Origin of the sequence: Pseudomonas sp. RIT-PI-a, assembly GCF_001187875.1 — a bacterium.
Classification (GTDB): Bacteria; Pseudomonadota; Gammaproteobacteria; order Pseudomonadales; family Pseudomonadaceae; genus Aquipseudomonas; species Aquipseudomonas coleopterorum.
Genome location: NZ_LGIR01000033.1, coordinates 218,930 through 241,002, shown reverse-complemented (window position 1 = coordinate 241,002; position 22,073 = coordinate 218,930). Strand labels below are relative to the sequence as shown.

At 61.9% G+C, this 22,073-nt stretch carries 19 protein-coding genes; 18 read left to right on the top strand and 1 reads right to left on the bottom strand.

What is annotated here, in order from left to right; all coding sequences use genetic code 11:
• Positions 1-53 precede the first annotated feature (53 nt).
• Positions 54-836 (bottom strand): type I methionyl aminopeptidase, encoded by a 783-nt coding sequence (gene map, locus AC788_RS20045; protein WP_049862290.1) that lies wholly within the window; start codon positions 834-836, stop codon positions 54-56.
• 346 nt (positions 837-1,182) lie between these two features.
• Here map and rpsB point away from each other — a divergent pair, with 346 nt between their 5' ends.
• The 18 genes from rpsB (at position 1,183) to tilS (ending at position 22,021) form a co-directional block, all read left to right on the top strand.
• Positions 1,183-1,923 (top strand): 30S ribosomal protein S2, encoded by a 741-nt coding sequence (rpsB, locus tag AC788_RS20040; protein ID WP_049862289.1) that lies wholly within the window; start codon positions 1,183-1,185, stop codon positions 1,921-1,923.
• Positions 1,924-2,102: 179 nt separating this feature from the next.
• On the top strand, positions 2,103-2,975 hold the full coding sequence (tsf, locus tag AC788_RS20035) for a translation elongation factor Ts (protein ID WP_049862288.1): 873 nt from the start codon (positions 2,103-2,105) through the stop codon (positions 2,973-2,975).
• 192 nt (positions 2,976-3,167) lie between these two features.
• Positions 3,168-3,911: a UMP kinase gene (pyrH, locus tag AC788_RS20030; RefSeq protein ID WP_049862287.1), complete on the top strand. Its 744-nt coding sequence runs from the start codon at positions 3,168-3,170 to the stop codon at positions 3,909-3,911.
• Positions 3,908-4,465, top strand: coding sequence for a ribosome recycling factor (gene frr, locus AC788_RS20025; RefSeq protein ID WP_049862286.1), 558 nt, complete (start codon positions 3,908-3,910; stop codon positions 4,463-4,465). The genes pyrH and frr overlap by 4 nt, the downstream gene beginning before the upstream one ends.
• A 16-nt stretch (positions 4,466-4,481) precedes the next feature.
• Positions 4,482-5,237, top strand: a complete 756-nt coding sequence (gene uppS / locus AC788_RS20020; RefSeq protein ID WP_043185089.1) for a polyprenyl diphosphate synthase — start codon at positions 4,482-4,484, stop codon at positions 5,235-5,237.
• Entirely contained in the window at positions 5,237-6,052 is an 816-nt protein-coding gene (locus AC788_RS20015) for a phosphatidate cytidylyltransferase (protein WP_049862285.1), read from the top strand. The genes uppS and AC788_RS20015 overlap by 1 nt, the downstream gene beginning before the upstream one ends.
• Positions 6,049-7,239, top strand: coding sequence for a 1-deoxy-D-xylulose-5-phosphate reductoisomerase (ispC, locus tag AC788_RS20010; RefSeq protein ID WP_049862374.1), 1,191 nt, complete (start codon positions 6,049-6,051; stop codon positions 7,237-7,239). Before AC788_RS20015 ends, ispC begins: the two co-directional genes overlap by 4 nt.
• A gap of 30 nt (positions 7,240-7,269) precedes the next feature.
• Complete coding sequence (rseP, locus tag AC788_RS20005) at positions 7,270-8,619, top strand: sigma E protease regulator RseP (RefSeq protein ID WP_049862284.1); 1,350 nt, start codon at positions 7,270-7,272, stop codon at positions 8,617-8,619.
• 73 nt (positions 8,620-8,692) lie between these two features.
• Entirely contained in the window at positions 8,693-11,065 is a 2,373-nt protein-coding gene (gene bamA, locus AC788_RS20000) for an outer membrane protein assembly factor BamA (protein WP_049862283.1), read from the top strand.
• Between the two features lie 44 nt (positions 11,066-11,109).
• On the top strand, positions 11,110-11,625 hold the full coding sequence (locus AC788_RS19995; RefSeq protein WP_049862282.1) for an OmpH family outer membrane protein: 516 nt from the start codon (positions 11,110-11,112) through the stop codon (positions 11,623-11,625).
• A 1-nt stretch (position 11,626) separates the two neighbouring features.
• On the top strand, positions 11,627-12,682 hold the full coding sequence (gene lpxD, locus AC788_RS19990; protein ID WP_049862281.1) for a UDP-3-O-(3-hydroxymyristoyl)glucosamine N-acyltransferase: 1,056 nt from the start codon (positions 11,627-11,629) through the stop codon (positions 12,680-12,682).
• 111 nt (positions 12,683-12,793) lie between these two features.
• Positions 12,794-13,234 (top strand): 3-hydroxyacyl-ACP dehydratase FabZ, encoded by a 441-nt coding sequence (fabZ, locus tag AC788_RS19985; protein WP_043185101.1) that lies wholly within the window; start codon positions 12,794-12,796, stop codon positions 13,232-13,234.
• Positions 13,231-14,007, top strand: a complete 777-nt coding sequence (gene lpxA, locus AC788_RS19980; protein WP_049862280.1) for an acyl-ACP--UDP-N-acetylglucosamine O-acyltransferase — start codon at positions 13,231-13,233, stop codon at positions 14,005-14,007. Before fabZ ends, lpxA begins: the two co-directional genes overlap by 4 nt.
• Positions 14,007-15,152, top strand: coding sequence for a lipid-A-disaccharide synthase (lpxB, locus tag AC788_RS19975; protein ID WP_049862279.1), 1,146 nt, complete (start codon positions 14,007-14,009; stop codon positions 15,150-15,152). The genes lpxA and lpxB overlap by 1 nt, the downstream gene beginning before the upstream one ends.
• A 22-nt stretch (positions 15,153-15,174) precedes the next feature.
• Positions 15,175-15,804: a ribonuclease HII gene (gene rnhB, locus AC788_RS19970; RefSeq protein WP_049862373.1), complete on the top strand. Its 630-nt coding sequence runs from the start codon at positions 15,175-15,177 to the stop codon at positions 15,802-15,804.
• A 71-nt stretch (positions 15,805-15,875) separates the two neighbouring features.
• On the top strand, positions 15,876-19,397 hold the full coding sequence (gene dnaE, locus AC788_RS19965) for a DNA polymerase III subunit alpha (protein ID WP_049862278.1): 3,522 nt from the start codon (positions 15,876-15,878) through the stop codon (positions 19,395-19,397).
• Positions 19,398-19,537: 140 nt separating this feature from the next.
• Entirely contained in the window at positions 19,538-20,485 is a 948-nt protein-coding gene (locus tag AC788_RS19960) for an acetyl-CoA carboxylase carboxyltransferase subunit alpha (protein WP_049862277.1), read from the top strand.
• A 252-nt stretch (positions 20,486-20,737) separates the two neighbouring features.
• Complete coding sequence (gene tilS, locus AC788_RS19955; RefSeq protein WP_442965555.1) at positions 20,738-22,021, top strand: tRNA lysidine(34) synthetase TilS; 1,284 nt, start codon at positions 20,738-20,740, stop codon at positions 22,019-22,021.
• Positions 22,022-22,073: the final 52 nt, after the last annotated feature.

Genomic DNA, 22,073 nt, shown 5'->3' with positions numbered 1-22,073 from the left:
GTCGTATTCCTGAAGAGATTAGTGGCCTGAACGGTTCGCTCGCCTGCGCGGCATCACGCCGAAACGCGGGCGATGGTGTCGTCGCTGCGCAAGGTGAAGATCTCGTAGCCGGTAGCGGTCACCACCAGGGTGTGCTCCCACTGCGCCGATAGCTTGCGGTCCTTGGTGATCGCCGTCCAGCCATCGCCAAGCACCTTGGTGTCGGCCTTGCCCTGGTTGATCATCGGCTCGATGGTGAAGGTCATGCCTTCCTTGAGCTCCATGCCGGTCCCGGCGCGCCCGTAGTGCAGCACCTGGGGTTCTTCGTGGAACACCTTGCCGATACCGTGGCCGCAGAATTCGCGGACCACGGAAAAACCGTTCTTCTCGGCGTGCTTCTGGATGACTTCACCGATGTCGCCCAGACGGCAACCTGGCTTGACCAGTTCGATGGCCTTGTACAGGCATTCCTGGGTCACTTGCGACAGACGCTCGGCCCATACTGGCACGGTGCCGACGTGGAACATGCGGCTGGTGTCGCCGTGGTAGCCATCCTTGATCACGGTGACGTCGATGTTCAGCACGTCACCGTTCTTCAAAGGCTTGTCGTTGGGGATGCCGTGGCAGACCACATGGTTGATCGAGGTGCAGATCGACTTGGGGTAGCCTTTATAGTTGAGCGGGGCAGGGATGGCCTGCTGCTCGTTGACGATGTAATCGTGGCACAGGCGGTCGAGCTCTTCGGTGGTGACACCGGGCTTGACGTGAGGCGCGATCATCTCCAGCACCTCGGCCGCCAGGCGGCCGGCAATTCGCATCTTCTCGATGTCTTCGGGGGTCTTGATGGTCACGGTCATTCGGGGCTCTCTGAGCGCTTGCGCGCATTCGCAGGCTGGAAATCGAGGCGATTCTACCAGAGCCACCGCGGACTGCCGCGCGGCGCTGACGACGCCTCTATATAAGAGGTGATGGGCGCCATTGTCGCGCGAATCCGGCAGCGGCGCAAAAGCCGTTGTGCATCGACGCTATTTCAGGTTTCTATATCGAGGCGGCTATGGTATAAAATGCGCCGCTTTCCGGGGATGCCCCGGGAGCAACCAAACCCACACACGTGTCGACACGATGACCTGGGTGCCGGTGGTTCTGCCACGGGTTGGTCATTGGGATACGTGGAGGCTTAACCCGACTTATCAAGGAACTATCATGTCCCAAGTCAACATGCGCGATATGCTGAAGGCCGGTGTGCACTTCGGTCACCAAACCCGTTACTGGAATCCGAAAATGGGTAAGTACATTTTCGGCGCGCGTAACAAGATCCACATCATCAACCTCGAAAAAACCCTGCCGATGTTCAACGAAGCACTGACCTTCGTAGAGCGCCTGGCCCAGGGCAAGAACAAGATCCTGTTCGTCGGTACCAAGCGTTCCGCCGGCAAGATCGTGGCCGAGGAAGCAGCACGTTGCGGCTCGCCGTACGTCGATCATCGCTGGTTGGGCGGCATGCTGACCAACTTCAAGACCATCCGTGCTTCGATCAAGCGTCTGCGCGACCTGGAAACCCAGGCCGAAGATGGCACCTTCACCAAGCTGACCAAGAAAGAAGCTTTGATGCGCACCCGTGATCTGGAAAAACTGGATCGCAGCCTGGGTGGTATCAAGGACATGGGCGGCCTGCCTGACGCACTGTTCGTCATCGACGTCGACCACGAGCGCATCGCGATCACCGAAGCCAACAAGCTGGGTATCCCGGTCATCGGCGTCGTCGACACCAACAGCAGCCCTGAAGGCGTTGACTACATCATCCCAGGCAACGATGACGCCATCCGCGCCATCCAGCTGTACATGGGTTCGATGGCCGACGCGGTCATCCGTGGTCGCAACCACGTGGCTGGCGGTACTGAAGAATACGTTCAGGACGCACCTGCCGCAGCGGTAGAAGGCTGAGTCTAGACGCCCAGCGTTTACTCGGTACGCAAAAAGGGGGCTAGGCCCCCTTTTTGCCACCTCGAGAACCATTGCCGGCATCGTCATCGCTCGAACTGTAAAGAGCCGCTGGCAAGGTCAAGAATTGAGCGCCCGTTAACGGGTGGAATGGTTAGACACCTATCCAAGAGGAATTTGAAATGGCAGAGATTACTGCAGCGTTGGTCAAAGAACTGCGCGAGCGTACCGGCGAAGGCATGATGGATTGCAAAAAGGCCTTGACCAAGGCCGGCGGCGACATCGAAAAAGCCATCGACGACATGCGTGCTTCCGGTGCCATCAAGGCCGCCAAGAAAGCCGGCAACATTGCTGCCGAAGGCGCCATCGCCGTCAAGGTTGCCGCTGACAACAAGTCCGCAGTCATCCTGGAAGTCAACTCGCAGACCGACTTCCTGGCTCTGCAGGACGACTTCAAGAACTTCGTCGCCGCCAGCGTTGAAAAGGCTTTCGCCGACAAGCTGACCGACGCAGCTCCACTGATCGCCGCTCAAGAGCCGGCTCGTGAAGCCCTGGTTGCCAAGGTTGGCGAAAACGTCAACATCCGCCGCCTGGTGCGTGTGGAAGGCGACGTGGTCGATGCCTACCTGCACGGCAACAAGATCGGCGTCATCGTCGCCCTGAACGGCGGCAACGCCGAACTGGCTCGCGACATCGCCATGCACGTGGCTGCCAGCAACCCGGAATTCCTGCTGCCATCGCAGGTTTCGGCCGAAGCGATCGAGCGTGAGAAGGGCGTCTTCATGAGCCTGAACGAAGACAAGATCAAGGGCAAGCCAGCCGAAATCGTCGAGAAAATGGTTGCTGGTCGTATCAGCAAGTTCCTCGCCGAAGCCAGCCTGGTCGAGCAGGCGTTCGTCAAGAACCCTGAAGTCAAGGTCGGTGACCTGGCCAAGAAAGCCGGTGCTGAAATCGTTTCGTTCACCTACTTCAAGGTAGGCGAAGGCATCGAGAAGCCTGTCGACAACTTCGCTGACGAAGTTGCCGCACAAGTGGCCGCTGCCAGCAAGCAATAAGACGGATTCGTCCTGTTGCCCCAAAGAGGCTGCCCGCTTACGCGCGCAGCCTCTTTTTCAAAGTCGGGACCCGGATTTAGCCGCTTACAAGGCGCAGGTCCGGTGGTACTGTCGCAGTGCCGCAAGCTAGAGTTAGGCGCGCCGTACACCGGCCCGTCCAGAATTTATTAAACGCCGCAGGAGAGACACGCAATGGCTCAGCAGGTGAGTGGTCGTCAACCTCGCTATAAACGCATTTTGCTCAAACTTAGCGGCGAGGCCCTGATGGGCTCCGAAGACTTCGGGATCGACCCGAAAGTGCTGGACCGCATGGCCCTCGAAGTAGGCCAGCTGGTTGGCATCGGCGTTCAGGTAGGCCTGGTCATCGGCGGGGGTAACCTGTTCCGCGGTGCTGCTCTCAGCGCGGCCGGCATGGACCGTGTCACCGGCGACCACATGGGCATGCTGGCCACGGTCATGAACGCCCTGGCGATGCGCGATGCGCTGGAGCGCTCCAACATTGCCGCCATCGTCATGTCGGCCATCTCGATGGTCGGCGTGACCGACCATTACGATCGTCGCAAGGGTATTCGTCACCTCAATTCCGGCGATGTGGTAATTTTCGCCGCCGGTACCGGCAACCCGTTCTTCACCACCGACTCCGCAGCGTGCCTGCGCGCCATCGAGATCGATGCCGACGTGGTCCTCAAGGCGACCAAGGTGGACGGTGTCTACACGGCCGATCCGTTCAAGGATCCGCATGCTGAGAAATTCGACCGCCTGACGTACGATGAAGTACTGGATCGCAAACTGGGCGTGATGGACCTGACCGCCATCTGCCTGTGCCGTGACCACAAGATGCCGTTGCGGGTATTCAACATGAACAAGCCTGGCGCTCTGCTGAACATCGTAGTGGGCGGCGCCGAAGGAACTCTGATCGAGGAAGGCGAAGTATGATCAACGAAATCAAGAAGGATGCGCAGGCGCGCATGCAGAAATCCCTGGAGTCGCTGCAGCACGCGTTCGGTCGTATCCGTACCGGCAAGGCGCACCCAAGCATCCTGGAAGGCGTCCAGGTTCCCTACTACGGTGCCGACACCCCGATCAACCAGGTCGCCAGCATCACCGTGAAGGACTCGCGCACCCTGCAGGTGGTTGCGTTCGAGCGCAACATGCTCGCTGCGGTCGACAAGGCCATCGGTGCTGCCGGCCTCAACCTCAACCCGACCAACCTGGGCGAGTTGCTGCTGATCTCCATGCCGGCGCTGACTGAAGAGACCCGCAAGGGCTTCACCAAGCAGGCCCGCGACGCTGCCGAAGATGCCCGCGTGGCCGTGCGCAACATCCGTCGTGATGCCTTGAGCCAGTACAAGGATCTGGTCAAGGAAAAGGAAATCAGCGAAGACGAAGAACGTCGTGCCGCCGATGATATCCAGAAGCTGACCGACAAGTTCGTCGCGGACATCGAAACGGCCGTGAAGCAGAAAGAAGCGGACCTGATGGCCGTTTAAGGAATTAGTCCGTCTCATGGAAAAGACCAAGTTGGCTGTACCTTCCACGGTACCGCGGCATGTTGCGATCATCATGGATGGCAACAATCGCTGGGCCAAGAAACGTTTGTTGCCCGGTGTCGCTGGGCACAAGGCCGGTGTGGATGCCGTGCGCGCGGTCATCGAGGTGTGTGCCGAGGCCAAGGTCGAGGTACTGACCTTGTTCGCCTTTTCCAGCGAGAACTGGCAGCGCCCGGCCGACGAGGTCGGGGCGTTGATGGAGTTGTTCTTCAGCGCGTTGCGTCGCGAAGCGCGTCGGCTGAACGACAACCGCATCAGCCTGCGGATCATCGGTGACCGCTCGCGGTTCCACCCCGAACTGCAGGCGGCCATGCGTGAAGCCGAAGCGGCCACTGCCGGCAACGACCGCTTTGTCCTGCAGATCGCCGCCAACTACGGCGGTCAGTGGGACATCGCTCAGGCGGCTCAGCGTCTGGCGCGGGAAGTCCAGGCCGGCCACCTGAAGCCGGAAGACATCACCCCCGATCTGCTGCAGACCTGCCTGGCCACGGGTGACCTGCCCTTGCCAGACCTGTGCATCCGCACCGGCGGCGAGCATCGCATCAGCAACTTCCTGCTGTGGCAGCTGGCTTATGCCGAGCTGTATTTTTCCGACCTGTTCTGGCCGGATTTCAAACACGAAGCCATGCGCACGGCGCTGGCCGATTTCGCTTCGCGCCAGCGCCGGTTCGGTAAAACGAGCGAGCAGGTCGAAGCCGGAGCCCGTGCTTAATGCTTAAACAACGCATCATCACTGCGCTGATCCTGCTGCCGATTGCCCTGTGCGGTTTTTTCCTGCTCGAAGGAGCAGGCTTCGCCCTGTTTATCGGCGTGGTGGTCACCTTGGGCGCCTGGGAGTGGGCGCGTCTGGCCGGCTTCGAAAAGCAGTCCGCGCGCATCGCCTTCGCGGCGGTGGTCGCGGGCCTGTTGTTCTTCCTTTACCTGACGCCCGGTCTGGCGCCGTTCGTGCTCGGTGCCGCAGTGCTGTGGTGGTGTCTGGCCACCTTTCTGGTGCTGACGTACCCGCGCACCAGCGAGCATTGGGCCAGCCTTGCCTGCAAGCTGCTCATCGGCCTGCTGATTCTGCTGCCTGCCTGGCAAGGCCTGGTGTTGCTCAAGGGTTGGCCACTGGGCAACTGGCTGATCATGACTGTCATGGTGCTGGTCTGGGGTGCCGACATCGGCGCCTACTTCACCGGCAAGGCTCTGGGCAAGCGCAAGCTGGCACCTCAGGTCAGTCCTGGCAAAAGCTGGGAAGGTTTCTACGGTGGTCTGGTGACCAGCCTCTTGATCACCTTGGCCATTGGCCTGGTGCGTGACTGGGGCGTGGGCCAGATGCTCGCGGGCCTGCTCGGCGCCGCGATCGTGGTGGCCATTTCGGTCGTGGGTGACCTCACCGAAAGCATGTTCAAGCGTCGTTCCGGCATCAAGGACAGCAGCAACCTGCTGCCCGGCCATGGCGGCGTGCTCGATCGCATCGACAGCCTGACCGCAGCGGTACCGGTGTTCGCCGTACTGCTGTGGGCCGCTGGCTGGGGCGTGATGTGAGCGGCGTGCAGCGTATTACCGTACTGGGCGCAACCGGCTCCATTGGTCTGAGCACGCTCGACGTCATCGCCCGGCATCCGGACCGCTATGCCGCATTCGCCCTGACCGGTTTCTCACGCATGGACGAACTGTTGGCGCTGTGCCTGGTGCACCGTCCGGTGTTCGCCGTGGTGCCCACTGCGGCGCGTGCCAGCGACTTGCAGCAAGCGCTTCTTCAAGCTGGGTCTCGCACCGAAGTACTGGTAGGCGAGGAGGGCTTGTGCCAGGTGGCGGCGGCGCCGGAAGTGGATGCGGTCATGGCCGCTATCGTCGGCGCTGCCGGCCTGCGCCCTACGCTGGCCGCCGTCCGTGCGGGCAAGAAAGTGCTGCTGGCCAACAAGGAAGCGCTGGTCATGTCAGGCGCCTTGTTCATGCAGGCCGTGCGCGACAGCGGCGCGGTCTTGCTGCCGATCGACAGTGAACACAACGCGATTTTCCAGTGCATGCCCGGTGACTTCGAGCGCGGCCTGAGCAATGTCGGTGTGCGCCGGATTCTGCTGACCGCATCGGGCGGTCCGTTTCGGCAGACCCCCCTTGAGCAGTTGGAACAGGTCACCCCAGAGCAGGCCTGCGCCCATCCGAACTGGTCGATGGGGCGCAAGATCTCCGTCGATTCGGCGAGCATGATGAACAAGGGGCTGGAGCTGATCGAGGCCTGCTGGCTGTTCGATGCGCGTCCGGACCAGATCGAGGTCGTGGTCCATCCGCAGAGCGTGATCCATTCCCTGGTCGATTATGTCGACGGCTCGGTGCTGGCGCAGTTGGGCAACCCCGACATGCGCACGCCAATCGCCCATGCCATGGCCTGGCCTCAACGTGTGGACTCCGGCGTGGCACCTCTGGACCTGTTCGCCATCGCCCGGCTGGATTTCGAGGCGCCGGACGAGCAGCGGTTTCCCTGCCTGCGTCTTGCGCGGCAGGCGGCGGAGGCGGGCGACAGCGCCCCGGCCATGCTCAACGCGGCGAACGAGATTGCCGTGGCGGCGTTCCTCGAGCGTCGCATACGCTATCCGCAGATCCCGCGTATGATCGAAGACGTCTTGAACCAGGAGCCTGTCGTTGCGCTGGATACGCTCGACACGGTGTTCGCCGCGGACGCCCGCGCGCGGGATCTGGCCCAGCAGTGGTTGAATCAGCACGGGAACTGACACCCGTATGGCCGTCGTTCGGAGAGAGTTATGAGTGCGCTCTACATGATTATCGGCACCCTGGTGGCATTGGGGGTGCTGGTTACCTTTCACGAGTTTGGCCACTTCTGGGTCGCACGGCGCTGTGGCGTCAAGGTGCTGCGTTTTTCGGTAGGCTTCGGCACGCCGCTGCTGCGCTGGCACGACCGCCAGGGCACCGAGTTCGTCGTTGCGGCCATTCCCTTGGGCGGCTACGTCAAGATGCTCGACGAGCGTGAGGGCGAGGTGCCGGTCGACCAGGCTGACCAGTCCTTCAATCGCAAGAGTGTGCGTCAGCGCATCGCCATCGTCGCTGCCGGACCGGCGGCCAACTTTCTTCTGGCCTTGGTGTTCTTCTGGCTGCTGGCGATGCTGGGTACCCAGCAACTCAAGCCGGTGGTCGGATCGGTCGAGCCGGGCAGCATTGCAGCAACCGCCGGTCTGATGGCGGGCGGAGAAATTGTTGCGGTAGATGGCGAGAGCACTGCAGGTTGGGCAGCGGTGAACCTGCAGATGGTCCGTCGACTGGGTGAAACCGGGTCCTTGCAACTGACCGTACGCGGGCCGGGTTCCGATGCCGAGACTACTCGTTCGCTGGCCCTGAGCCAGTGGCTGCAGGGTTCCGAAGAACCTGATCCGATTCGCTCGCTGGGCATCCGTCCGTGGCGCCCAGCGCTGGAGCCGATCCTGGCCGAACTCGATCCGAACGGTCCGGCCCAATCCGCTGGGCTGCGCAACGGGGACCGTCTGTTGGCACTGGACGGCCAGCCACTGGGCGATTGGCAGCAGGTCGTGGACCTGGTGCGCCAGCGCCCGGACAGTCGAATCGTATTGCGCGTGGAGCGTGACAATGCCCAACTGGACGTACCGGTAAACCTGGTCTCAAAGGGCGAGGGTAAAGCCACGGGGTACCTGGGCGCCGGGGTAAAACCGGTCGAGTGGCCACCACAGATGCTGCGCGAAGTCAGCTACGGGCCGCTCGATGCCGTGGTCGAAGGCGCCAGGCGTACCTGGACCATGAGCGTGCTGACCCTTGATTCGCTGAAGAAAATGCTGTTCGGCGAGCTGTCGGTAAAAAACTTGAGTGGACCGATAACCATTGCTAAAGTGGCGGGCGCTTCGGCCCAGTCGGGTTTTGGGGATTTCCTGAATTTCCTTGCCTACCTGAGCATAAGCCTCGGAGTTCTCAATTTGCTGCCCATTCCAGTACTGGATGGGGGGCATCTGCTGTTCTATCTGATCGAATGGGTGCGTGGTCGCCCAGTGTCCGATCGGGTACAGGGTTGGGGAATCCAGATCGGCATCAGTCTGGTGGTTGGGGTCATGTTACTTGCCCTGATAAACGATCTGGGTCGACTGTAACGCTTCGCTCGTTCGCGAACCTGCCGCTTTTGCGGCAGTTTGTTTATTGCCAGTTGGAATAAGAAAGGACTTCATGAAACGTCTGCTGCTAACTGCGGTTCTTGCCGTACTGATGATCGCTGAAGTTCACGCCGCGTCCTTCACCATCTCCGATATTCGTGTCAACGGTCTGCAGCGGGTTTCCGCCGGCAGCGTGTTTGGCGCGTTGCCGTTGAACGTAGGTGACCAGGCCGACGACGGTCGCCTGGTGGAATCGACCCGTGCACTCTTTAAAACCGGGTTCTTCCAGGATATCCAACTGGGCCGGGACGGTAATGTCCTGGTGATCACCGTGGTCGAACGACCTTCGGTGGCCAGTATCGACATCGAAGGCAACAAGGCCATCTCCACCGAAGACCTGATGAAGGGCCTCAAGCAGTCCGGCCTGGCCGAAGGCGAGATCTTCCAGCGTGCGACCCTCGAAGGCGTGCGCAACGAGTTGCAGCGCCAGTACGTCGCCCAGGGTCGCTACTCGGCGTCGGTCGACACCGAAGTGGTCACCCAGCCGCGCAACCGTGTGGCCTTGAAGATCAACATCAACGAAGGCACGGTCGCGGCCATCCAGCACATCAACGTGGTGGGCAACTCGGTATTCCCCGAGGAAGACCTGACCGACCTGTTCGAACTCAAGACATCCAACTGGCTGTCGTTCTTCCGCAACGACGACAAGTACGCACGCGAAAAGCTGTCCGGTGACCTGGAGCGTCTGCGCTCCTACTACCTGGACCGCGGCTACATCAACATGGACATCGCCTCCACCCAGGTGTCGATCACGCCGGACAAGAAGCACGTCTACATCACCGTCAACGTCAACGAAGGTGAAAAGTACACTGTTCGTGACGTCAAGCTCAGCGGTGACCTGAAAGTGCCTGAAGATCAGGTCCAGCAGCTGATGCTGGTGAAGAAGGGCCAGGTGTTCTCGCGCAAGGTCATGACCTCGACTTCCGAGTTGATCACCCGCCGCTTGGGTAACGACGGCTACACCTTCGCCAACGTCAACGGCGTGCCTCAGCCGCACGACGAAGACCACACCGTGGACATCACCTTCGTGGTCGACCCGGGCAAGCGTGCCTACGTCAACCGCATCAACTTCCGTGGCAACACCAAGTCGGAAGACGAAGTGCTGCGCCGTGAAATGCGCCAGATGGAAGGCGGCTGGGCGTCGACCTACCTGATCGACCAATCCAAGACCCGCCTCGAGCGCCTCGGCTTCTTCAAGGAAGTGAACGTCGAAACGCCGGCCGTGCCCGGTACCGATGACCAGGTCGACGTCAACTACGCCGTGGAAGAGCAGGCGTCGGGTTCGATCACCGCCAGCGTCGGCTTCGCCCAGAGCGCCGGTCTGATCCTGGGTGGTTCGATCAGCCAGAACAACTTCCTGGGTACCGGTAACCGCGTGTCGATCGGCTTGACCCGCAGCGAGTACCAGAGCCGCTACAACTTCAGCTACACCGACCCCTACTACACGCCGGACGGCGTCAGCCTGGGCTACAACGCGTTCTACCGCACCACCGACTACGACGACCTCGACGTCGACGTGGCCAGCTACGCGGTGGACAGCCTGGGCGCCGGCATGAACTTCGGCTACCCGATCAGTGAAACCTCGCGCCTGACCTTTGGCCTGAGCGTGCAGAACGACAAGATCAAGACCGGTAAATACACCGTTGAAGAGATTTTCGACTTCATCGAGAAGGAAGGTGAGAACTTCACCAACTTCAAGGCTTCGGCCGGCTGGTCTTCGTCAACGCTGAACAAGGGTGTACTGCCGACCCGCGGTGCCTCGCAAAGCCTGACCGGTGAAATCACCATTCCGGGCAGCGACCTGTCGTTCTTCAAGATCGACTATCGCAACCAAGCGTTCGTGCCGGTCACCGAAAACTACACCATGCGCTTCCACACCGAACTGGGCTATGGCGATGGTTACGGTTCAACCGACGGCCTGCCGTTCTACGAGAACTATTACGCCGGTGGTTTCAACTCGGTACGTGGTTTCAAGGACAGTACGTTGGGTCCGCGTAGTACTCCGAGTCAAAAGAACGATGCCCGAGGCACCCTCGCAGACCCGGACCAGGATCCACTGGCATTCGGCGGCAACGTACAGATCACCGGTGGTGCCGAAGTTCTGTTCCCGCTGCCGTTCGTGAAGGATCAGCGCTCATTGCGTACTTCCCTGTTCGTCGACGTTGGTAACGTATTTGATACCAACTGCAACGACAGCAAAACTGCAACCGGTGAACCCGTCCGTTGCAACGACATCGACATCGCCAACATGGCCGTCTCCGCCGGTCTGGGTGTGACCTGGATCACCGCCCTGGGCCCGTTGAGCTTCAGCCTGGCAATGCCGGTCAAGAAACCTGACAACGCCGAAACCCAAGTCTTCCAATTCTCTCTGGGTCAGACCTTCTAAGGTCTGCTCCTTGGCAACAACAACGGATTTTGTAGGAGTTTATTGTGCGCAAGTTGACTCAAATGGTTGTTCTGGCCGCGACCCTCGCCGCCTCGCTGGGTGCCACTCCGGCTTTCGCCGACATGAAAATCGCCGTTCTGAACTATCAGATGGCACTGCTCGAGTCTGACGCGGCCAAGAAATACGCTGTCGATGCCGAGAAGAAATTCGGTCCGCAGTTGAGCAAGCTCAAGACCCTGGAAAGCAGCGCCAAGAGCATTCAGGACCGTCTGGTCGCCGGTGGCGACAAGATGGCCCAGCCCGAGCGCGAGCGCCTGGAACTCGAATTCAAGCAGAAAGCCCGCGACTTCCAGTTCCAGTCCAAGGAACTGAACGAAGCCAAGGCCGTTGCCGACCGCGAAATGCTCAAGCAGCTCAAGCCCAAGCTTGACGGCGCCGTCGAAGAAGTCATCAAGAAAGGTGCCTTCGACCTGGTGCTGGAGCGCGGTGCGGTGATTGATGTCAAACCTCAGTTCGACATCACTCGCCAGGTCATCGAGCGCATGAATCAGTCGCGCTGATATGACAGCGACCATGAAGCTCGGTCAGCTGGCTGAGTTCCTGGGCGCCACGGTCAGTGGCGACCCGGAGAAGATCATCACTGGGCTGGCCACCTTGCAGGAGGCCGGCCCAGCTCAGCTGAGCTTTCTGGCCAATCCGCAGTACCGCAAGTATCTGCCCGACAGCCATGCCGGGGCCGTACTGCTCAAGGCCGCTGATGCAGAAGGGTTCAAGGGCGACGCGCTGATCGTTCCTGACCCATATCTGGCCTATGCACGCATCTCCCACTTGTTCGATCCCAAGCCCCGCGCCAGCACGGGTGTGCATCCTACTGCGGTCATCGCTGCCGATGCCCAGGTCGATGCTGCTGCCAGTGTCGGGCCGTTCGCGGTCGTGGAGAGCGGGGCCAGGATCGCGGCCGGTGTGACCGTCGGTGCGCACTGTTTCATCGGTGCACGCTGCGAGATCGGCGAGGGCGGCTGGTTGGCGCCCCGGGTCACGCTCTATCACGACGTGCGCATCGGTAAGCGAGTAGTCATCCAATCCGGAGCCGTGCTGGGTGGCGAGGGCTTCGGCTTTGCCAACGAGAAAGGCGTCTGGCAGAAGATCGCCCAGATCGGCGGCGTCAGCATCGGCGACGACTGCGAGATCGGTGTAAATACCGCCATCGACCGTGGTGCACTGGCCGATACCGTGATCGGCAATGGCGTGAAGCTCGATAACCAGATCCAGATTGCCCACAACGTGCAGATTGGCGACAACACCGCCATGGCAGCCTGCGTCGGCATTTCGGGAAGCAGCAAGATCGGCAAGAATTGCATGCTCGCAGGCGGTGTAGGCCTGGTCGGGCACATCGAGATCTGCGATGGGGTATTCATCACTGGCATGACCATGGTGACCCATTCGATCACCGAGCCGGGTGCCTATTCCTCGGGTACGGCGATGCAGCCGGCAGCCGAGTGGCGCAAGAGCGCTGCGCGATTGCGGCATCTGGATGACATGGCTCGGCGCCTCAAGCAGGTGGAAAAGCATGTCGAGGCAGTGACCCAAGGCGGTAAAGCGTCATCTGATGGCTGATACCTTTTCCATATCAAGTGTGCCCAGCCGCTAGACTGCCCCTTGATTTGCAATAGGAGTGTCGCGCGTCAGCCGCGCGCTCCCTATCTTTACTACAGGCTTCCCCCCGAAATGATGGACATCAACGAGATTCGCGAATACCTGCCGCACCGCTATCCTTTCCTGTTGGTGGATCGGGTCGTGGAGCTGGACGTCGAAAGCCAGAGCATTCGCGCCTACAAGAATGTCAGCATCAACGAGCCGTTCTTCAATGGTCACTTTCCCGCGCACCCGATCATGCCGGGCGTGCTGATCATCGAGGCCATGGCCCAGGCCGCCGGTATTCTCGGTTTCAAGATGCTCGACGTGAAACCGGCCGACGGCACGCTGTACTACTTCGTGGGTTCGGACAAGCTGCGTTTCCGCCAGCCTGTGCTGCCGGGTGATCAGTTGATCCTGGAAGCCAAGTTCATCAGTTGCAAGCGCCAGATCTGGAAGTTCGACTGCAAGGCTTCGGTCGATGGCAAGCCGGTCTGCTCGGCCGAGATCATCTGTGCGGAACGCAAGCTATGAGTTTGATTGACCCTCGCGCCATCATCGATCCGTCCGCCATATTGGCAGATGGTGTCGAAGTCGGCCCTTGGTCGATCGTTGGTGCGGGCGTGGAAATTGGTGAAGGTACCGTGATCGGTCCTCACGTCATTCTCAAGGGGCCGACCCGCATCGGCAGGCACAATCGCATCTACCAGTTTTCCTCGATCGGGGAAGACACGCCGGACCTCAAGTACAAAGGCGAGGAAACCCGCCTGGTCATCGGTGACCACAACGTGATCCGCGAAGGTGTGACCATCCACCGTGGCACCGTGCAGGACCGCGCCGAAACCACCTTGGGCGACCATAACCTGATCATGGCCTACGCCCATATCGGGCACGACAGCGTGATCGGCAACCACTGCATTCTGGTCAACAACACCGCTTTGGCCGGCCATGTGCATGTTCACGACTGGGCGATCCTCTCCGGCTTCACCTTGGTTCACCAGTACTGCCACATTGGCGCCCACAGCTTTTCGGGCATGGGTACCGCCATCGGCAAGGATGTGCCGGCCTATGTCACGGTGTTCGGCAACCCGGCCGAAGCTCGCAGCATGAATTTCGAAGGCATGCGCCGCCGCGGTTTCAGCGACGAAGCGATCCACGCGCTGCGCCGTGCCTACAAGACGGTTTATCGTCGTGGCCTGACCGTCGAGCAGGCCCTGCTCGATCTGGAAGAACCTGCGCGGCTGCACCCTGAAGTCGACGTGTTCCTCAAGTCGATCCAGTCCTCGACTCGCGGCATCACCCGCTGATGTCTCACCCCGCACCGCTGACCGTGGCACTGGTGGCAGGCGAAGCCAGTGGCGATATCCTGGGTTCCGGGCTGATGCGTGCGCTCAAGGCGCGCCATCCGCATGTCGAGTTCATCGGCGTCGGCGGCCCGCTGATGGAAGCCGAAGGGCTGGTCAGTCGCTTCCCCATGGAGCGCCTGGCAGTGATGGGCCTGGTCGAAGTGCTGGGTCGTCTGCGCGAACTGCTGGCGCGGCGCAAGCAGCTGATTGCCGAGCTGATTGCCTGCAAGCCGGACGTGTTCATCGGCATCGACGCACCCGACTTCACCCTGAACATCGAACTCAAGCTGCGCCAGGCCGGGATCAAGACCGTGCACTACGTGAGCCCCTCGGTCTGGGCATGGCGGCAGAAGCGTGTATTGAAGATTCGCCAGGGTTGCGACCTTATGCTCACGTTGCTGCCCTTCGAGGCTCGCTTCTACGAGGAGCAGGGCGTGCCGGTGCGTTTCGTCGGTCACCCGTTGGCCGATACCATCGCCCTGCAGGCGGACCGTAGCCAGGCCCGCACCCAGCTGGGCCTGGCCGGCGAGTTCCCGCTGGTGGCGTTGATGCCCGGCAGTCGCGGTGGGGAAGTCGGCCGCCTGGGCGAGCTGTTCCTCGACAGTGCCCAGTTGCTGCTGCAGTCGAAACCGGATGCACGCTTCGTGATTCCCTGTGCCACCCCCCAGCGGCGGGCGCAACTGGAGCAGATGCTTGCGGGGCGCACGCTGCCGGTGACCTTGCTCGACGGCGACTCGCACACGGCGCTGGCTGCCTGTGACGCGGTATTGATCGCTTCCGGTACGGCCACTTTGGAAGCCCTGCTGTACAAGCGCCCGATGGTGGTTGCGTATCGACTGGCGCCCCTGACGTACTGGATTCTCAAGCGCATGGTCAAGAGCCCCTACGTGTCGTTGCCCAACCTCCTGGCCCAGCGAATGCTGGTGCCCGAGCTGCTGCAGGATGACGCTACGCCCCAGGCGCTGGTCGAGCGCTTGCTGCCGCTGCTGGCCGGTGGCGAGGAACAGACCAGCGGTTTCGACGCGATTCATCGCACGCTGCGCCGCGACGCCTCCAACCAGGCGGCCGACGCCGTGCTGCAACTGATAGGCAGGAACGATGGCTAAGCCTCTACAGACAAGCAGGCAACTGCAAATGGGCCTGGATTTCGATCTGGTCGAAGAGCTGGTCGCCGGTGTCGATGAAGTCGGCCGCGGCCCGTTGTGTGGCGCGGTGGTGACGGCGGCGGTGATTCTCGATCCGCGTCGGCCGATCCTGGGCCTCAACGATTCGAAGAAACTCAACGAAGCGCGTCGCGAACTGCTCTACGACGAAATCTGCGAGAAAGCGCTGGCCTGGTGTATCGCCCGTGCCGAGGTCGAAGAGATCGACCGCCTGAACATTCTGCACGCGACCATGCTCGCCATGCAGCGGGCGGTCCAAGGCCTGAGCATCACGCCAAGACTGGCGCTGATCGATGGCAATCGCTGCCCGCAGCTGGATGTACCAAGCGCCCCGGTGATCCAGGGCGACGCGAAGGTCCCGGCCATCGCCGCCGCCTCGATCCTGGCCAAGGTCAGTCGCGACCGGGAGATGTCCGCTTTCGAATTGATCTACCCGGGTTACGGCATGGGTGGTCACAAGGGCTACCCCACGCCGGTGCATCTGGAAGCCTTGGCCCGCCTGGGGCCGACGCCCATTCATCGGCGATCGTTCGCGCCAGTCCGCGCGGCGTGGCAGGCTCGCGAAAGCATCGATCAAACCCCTGCCTGGGTCTAGCAGGCTGATGTTTTGATCAGGGCCCGGTACAATCCGGGCCTTGTCGTTCTACCCGTCACCATAGGATCAACATGTCGGTTTCCTTCGTTCATCTTCGCCTGCACACCGAATACTCGCTGGTCGACGGCCTGGTGCGGATCAAGCCGCTGGTCAAGGCGCTGGCCGGCATGAACATGCCAGCGGTGGCGGTGACCGACCAGAACAACATGTGTTCGCTGGTGAAGTTCTACAAGGCGGCCATGGGCGCTGGCATCAAGCCGATCTGCGGTGCCGACCTGTGGCTGGCCAATCGCGACCCCGACGGCCCACTGAGCCGCATCAGCCTGCTGGCGATGAACGCGGTGGGCTATCGCAACATCACCGAGCTGATTTCCCGCGGCTTCATCGATGGCCAGCGCAATGGCCAGGTGATCGTCGAGCGGCAATGGGTGGCCGAAGCCAGCGAAGGGGTGATCTGCCTGTCGGCGGCCAAGGAGGGCGAGATCGGCATGGCCCTGTTGGGCGGCTACCCGGGCGATGCCGACAACCTGCTGCGCGAGTGGATGGCGGTGTTCCCCGAGCGCTTCTACGTCGAGGTGCAGCGGACCAACCGCACCAACGACGAAGAGTACCTGCACGCCGCCGTAGCCTTGGCCGACCGCCTGGGCGCGCCCTTGGTGGCCACCAACGATGTGCGCTTCATCAAGCAGGAAGACTTCGAGGCCCACGAGACGCGCGTGTGCATTGGTGAAGGCCGGGCGCTGGACGACCCGCGCCGCAACAAGAACTACAGCGACCAGCAGTACCTCAAGAGCGCCGAGGAGATGGCCGAGTTGTTCAGCGACCTGCCCGAGGCGCTGGAAAACACCGTCGAGATCGCCAAGCGCTGCAACATCGACGTCAAGCTGGGCAAGCACTTCCTGCCCGATTACCCGATTCCCGATGGCATGACCATCGATGAATATTTCCGCAAGGTCTCGTTCGACGGCCTGGAAGAGCGCCTGGCCGTGCTGCTGCCCAAGGACACTACCGAGAACTACGAAGCGCGCCGACAGGTGTATGTCGACCGGCTGAATTTCGAGCTCGACATCATCATCCAGATGGGCTTCCCCGGTTACTTCCTGATCGTGATGGACTTCATCCAGTGGGCCAAGAACAACGGCGTGCCGGTGGGTCCGGGCCGGGGGTCGGGCGCAGGGTCTCTGGTGGCTTACGTACAGAAGATCACCGACCTCGATCCGCTGGAATACGACCTGCTGTTCGAACGCTTCCTCAACCCAGAGCGGGTGTCCATGCCCGACTTCGACGTCGACTTCTGCATGGACGGTCGCGACCGGGTCATCGACTACGTGGCTGACAAGTACGGCCGCAATGCGGTCAGCCAGATCATCACCTTCGGCTCCATGGCGGCCAAGGCGGTGGTGCGCGACGTGGCGCGGGTGCAGGGCAAGTCCTACGGCCTGGCTGATCGCCTGTCCAAGATGATCCCCTTCGAAGTCGGCATGACCCTGGAAAAGGCCTACGAGCAGGAAGAAATCCTGCGCGACTTCATCAAGGTCGATGAAGAGGCGGCGGAAATCTGGGAAATGGCGCGCAAGCTCGAAGGCGTGGTGCGTAACGTCGGCAAGCACGCCGGTGGTGTGGTGATCGCGCCGACCAAGCTGACCGACTTCGCGCCGATCTACTGCGACGAGGCCGGTGACGGCCTGGTGACCCAGTTCGACAAGGATGACGTGGAAGCGGCAGGTCTGGTCAAGTTCGACTTCCTCGGCCTGCGTACCCTGACCATCATCGACTGGGCGCTGAAGACCATCAACCGCGACCGGGCCAAGGTCAACGAGGCGCCGCTGGACATCGCCTTCATTCCGCTCGACGACAAACCGACCTACCAGTTGCTACAGAAGGCCGAGACCACTGCCGTCTTCCAGCTCGAATCTCGCGGCATGAAGGAGCTGATCAAGAAGCTCAAGCCCGACTGCCTGGAAGACCTCATTGCACTGGTGGCGTTGTTCCGGCCGGGCCCGCTGCAGTCGGGCATGGTGGACGACTTCATCAACCGCAAGCACGGTCGCGCCGAGCTGGCCTACCCGCATTCGGACTACCAGTACGAGGGTCTGAAACCGGTACTGGCGCCCACCTACGGCATCATCCTGTATCAGGAACAGGTGATGCAGATCGCTCAGGTGATGGCAGGCTACACCCTCGGCGGCGCCGACATGTTGCGTCGCGCCATGGGCAAGAAGAAACCCGAAGAGATGGCCAAGCAGCGTGGCGGCTTCATCGAAGGATGCGCCACCAACAACATCGACCCGGACCTGGCGGGCAACATCTTCGACTTGGTGGAAAAATTCGCCGGTTACGGTTTCAACAAGTCCCACTCCGCCGCCTATGGCCTGGTGTCCTACCAGACCGCCTGGCTCAAGGCTCACTACCCGGCGCCGTTCATGGCCGCGGTGCTCTCGGCGGACATGCACAACACCGACAAGGTCGTGACCTTGATCGAAGAAGTGCGCACCATGAAGCTGCGCCTGGACGCGCCGGACGTGAACAACTCCGAGTTCAAGTTCACGGTCAACGACGATGGCCGCATCGTCTATGGGCTGGGCGCGATCAAGGGTGTGGGCGAAGGGCCCGTCGAGGCGATCATCGAAGCCCGTCAGGCCGGCCCGTTCAAGGACCTGTTCGACTTCTGCGAGCGCGTCGATCTCAAGCGCATCAACAAACGCACACTCGACGGTCTGATCCGCAGCGGTGCGATCGACCGCCTGGGCCCGTATTTCCACGATGAGCCAAAAGCCTATCAAGCCAACATCGACCGCAATCGCGCGGTACTGCTGTCGGCCATGGAGGGCGCGATCAAGGCGGCGGAGCAGACCGCACGCACCCACGACAGCGGCCACGACGACCTCTTCGGCGGTGTGTTCGTCGAAGCGGACGCCGATGTCTATGCCGACCATCGCAAGGCCAAGGAGCTGACCCTCAAGGAGCGGCTGCGCGGCGAGAAGGAGACTCTGGGGCTGTACCTCACCGGGCACCCGATTGACGAATACGAAGGCGAGATCCGCCGCTTCGCTCGGCAGCGCATCATCGACCTCAAGCCTTCGCGCGAAACCCAGACCGTGGCCGGCATGGTCATCGCGCTGCGGGTGATGAAGAACAAGAAGGGCGACAAGATGGGCTTCATCACCCTCGACGACCGCTCGGCCCGCATCGAGGCTTCATTGTTCGCCGATGCCTTCATGTCCGCGCAATCGCTGCTGCAGACCGACGCCATGGTGGTGGTGGAAGGGGAGGTCAGCAACGATGACTTCTCCGGTGGCCTGCGCCTGCGCGTCAAGCGCGTGATGAGCATGGAAGATGCGCGCACCAACCTGGCCGAAAGCTTGCGTCTGAAGGTGCACGCCGACGGGCTGGGTGGCGATCGGCTCGGCTGGCTGGGCGAGTTGTGCCGTCAGCACCGTGGCGCCTGCCCGATCACCATGGAATACACCAGCAACGACGCCAAGGCGACGCTGCAGTTCGGCGAAGGCTGGCGGATCGACCCGGCCGACAGCTTGATTCAAGCGTTGCGTGACCAGTTCGGTCGCGAGAACGTCTTTCTGCAATATCGTTGAACCTGACCGTTGAGCTGGCCTCGCGGGCCGGGCTCGACCACAATTAATAAACTCGACCTGAACGCGCCGTTTCCTTTAAGGTATGGCGCCAAACGGATCAACCGGCCGGCCGCTTGGCCGTCGACCCAAGACGGATGCCTATGAACCCGAATTTTCTTGATTTCGAACAGCCGATCGCTGACCTGCAAGCCAAGATCGAAGAGCTGCGCCTGGTAGGCAACGACAATTCGTTGAACATCGGCGACGAGATCTCTCGCCTGCAAGACAAAAGCAGCACGCTGACCGAAAGCATCTTCGGCAACCTGACCAGCTGGCAGATTGCCCGGCTGGCGCGTCACCCGCGCCGCCCGTACACCCTGGACTACATTCAGCACATCTTCACCGAGTTCGATGAGCTGCACGGCGACCGTCATTTCTCCGACGACGCTGCCATCGTCGGCGGTGTCGCCCGTCTCGACGAGCAGCCGGTGATGATCATCGGCCACCAGAAAGGCCGCGAAGTGCGCGAGAAGGTCCGTCGCAACTTCGGCATGCCGCGTCCGGAAGGCTACCGCAAGGCGTGCCGCCTGATGGAAATGGCCGAGCGCTTCAAGATGCCGATCCTTACCTTCATCGACACGCCGGGCGCGTACCCGGGCATCGATGCCGAAGAGCGCAACCAGAGCGAAGCGATCGCCTGGAACCTGCGCGTGATGGCACGCCTGAAAACGCCGATCATCGCCACGGTGATCGGTGAAGGCGGTTCGGGTGGCGCATTGGCCATCGGTGTCTGCGATCAACTGAACATGTTGCAGTATTCGACCTATGCGGTGATTTCGCCGGAAGGTTGCGCGTCGATTCTGTGGAAAACGGCCGAAAAGGCGCCGGACGCCGCCGAAGCCATGGGCATCACGGCCGAGCGCTTGAACCACCTGGGCATTGTCGACAAGGTAATCGACGAGCCACTGGGTGGCGCCCATCGCGATCCGGTCGCCGCCCCGGCCCTGATCCGCGCCGAGCTGACCCGCCAACTGGACATGCTCAAGGGCTTCGACACCGAGACGCTGCTCAGCCGCCGGTATGACCGGTTGATGGGCTACGGGTTGTAAGGTTCGAGACCGCGGCGCGCCCTTCGCGGGCAGAGGGCTCAGCCGCCCGCCCCGCTCCCACAGGTATGGGTTCACTCCGTCCACTGTGGGAGCGGGCTCTGCCCGCGAAGGGCGCACCGCCGATTCAAGGCCCAGCCCCGATCCGTGTGGGAGCGGGGCGGGCGGCTGAGCCCTCTGCCCGCGAAGGGAGCACCGCTCATACCTCGCTTTGCCCAGTGAGGGCCGCACCATATGCGTGAATCCTCAGTCTTGATGCAACGATTACAGGCCCGGTTGCAACCCTACCTCTCAGCCCCTGCCTGGTACGTCGCCTTCTCCGGTGGCCTCGACTCCACCGTCCTGCTGCACCTGATGGCCGGTCTGCCCAAGCGTCCGCCGCTGACTGCTCTTCATATCCATCACGGTCTGCAATCGGTCGCCGATACCTGGCCCGCACACTGCCAATCCCTGTGCGATCAGCTCGGTGTGCCGTTGCGCATCATCCGGGTGCAGGTCGAGAACGGCCCCAGCCTGGAACAAGCCGCGCGTCAGGCACGCTATCGAGCCTTCGATGGGGTACTCGGGATCGGCGATGTCCTGTTCGCCGCCCAGCACCAGGATGATCAGGCCGAAACCCTGCTGTTTCGACTACTGCGCGGCGCTGGCGTACGGGGGCTTGCAGCGATGCCGCATCAGCGACCGCAAGGGCAGGGTGTCTTGGCCAGGCCGCTGCTCGATGAGCCTCGCAGCGAACTGGTCGCGTACGCTCGCGCCGAGGGCCTGGACTGGATCGACGACCCCTCCAACACCGATACCCGTTTTTCCCGCAATTACCTGCGCCGCGACGTGCTGCCCGTGATCACGGCGCGCTGGCCCCAGGCGGCGGGCAGCATTGCCAGGGCGGCCGCCCATCTGGGCGAAGCGGCGCAGTTGCTCGAGGAACTGGCCGAAGCGGACCTGGAGCCTGCGCGCGCGTCGGTCGAGCATTCCTGGCTGGCCGTACCGAGCCTGGCGCTGGCGCCGCTGCAAGCGCTGTCGGACAGCCGTCAGCGCAATGCCCTGCAGTGCTGGCTGGCAGGCCTGACGCGCCTGCCCGACACCCAGCACTGGGTCGGATGGACATCCTTACGCGACGCCGATGCGGCAGCCACGCCCGTCTGGCGACTGACCGACGGCGAGCTGCACAGGGCGCACGGACGGATCTGGTGGGTCAGTGGCCAATGGTCGCAGGCTCAGCCCGCGGTTCAAACATGGCCGCGACTTGAACAGGCCTTGCAGCTACCGGGCAACGGTGAGGTGCGATGGCAGGGCAGTCCGCCGCCCGGTCAGGCGCAGATTCGCTACCGCCAGGGCGGCGAAGGCCTGCGCTTGCCCGCTCGCGGGCAGCGAGACCTCAAACGCCTGCTCAACGAAAGCCGCCTGCCGGGGTTCGTGCGCGATCGCCTGCCTCTGCTGTTCGTCGACGACCAGCTGGTGGCCGTGGCCAACCTGCCGCTGTCCAGCGTCGATGGCCAACTGGTGTGGTCGCCGCCGACCGGCGAGCAGAGTTTGAGATGAAAGGGGGAATCCGGTAGACTACGCTCCCTTCTTGATACAGCTTCTGTGAGCC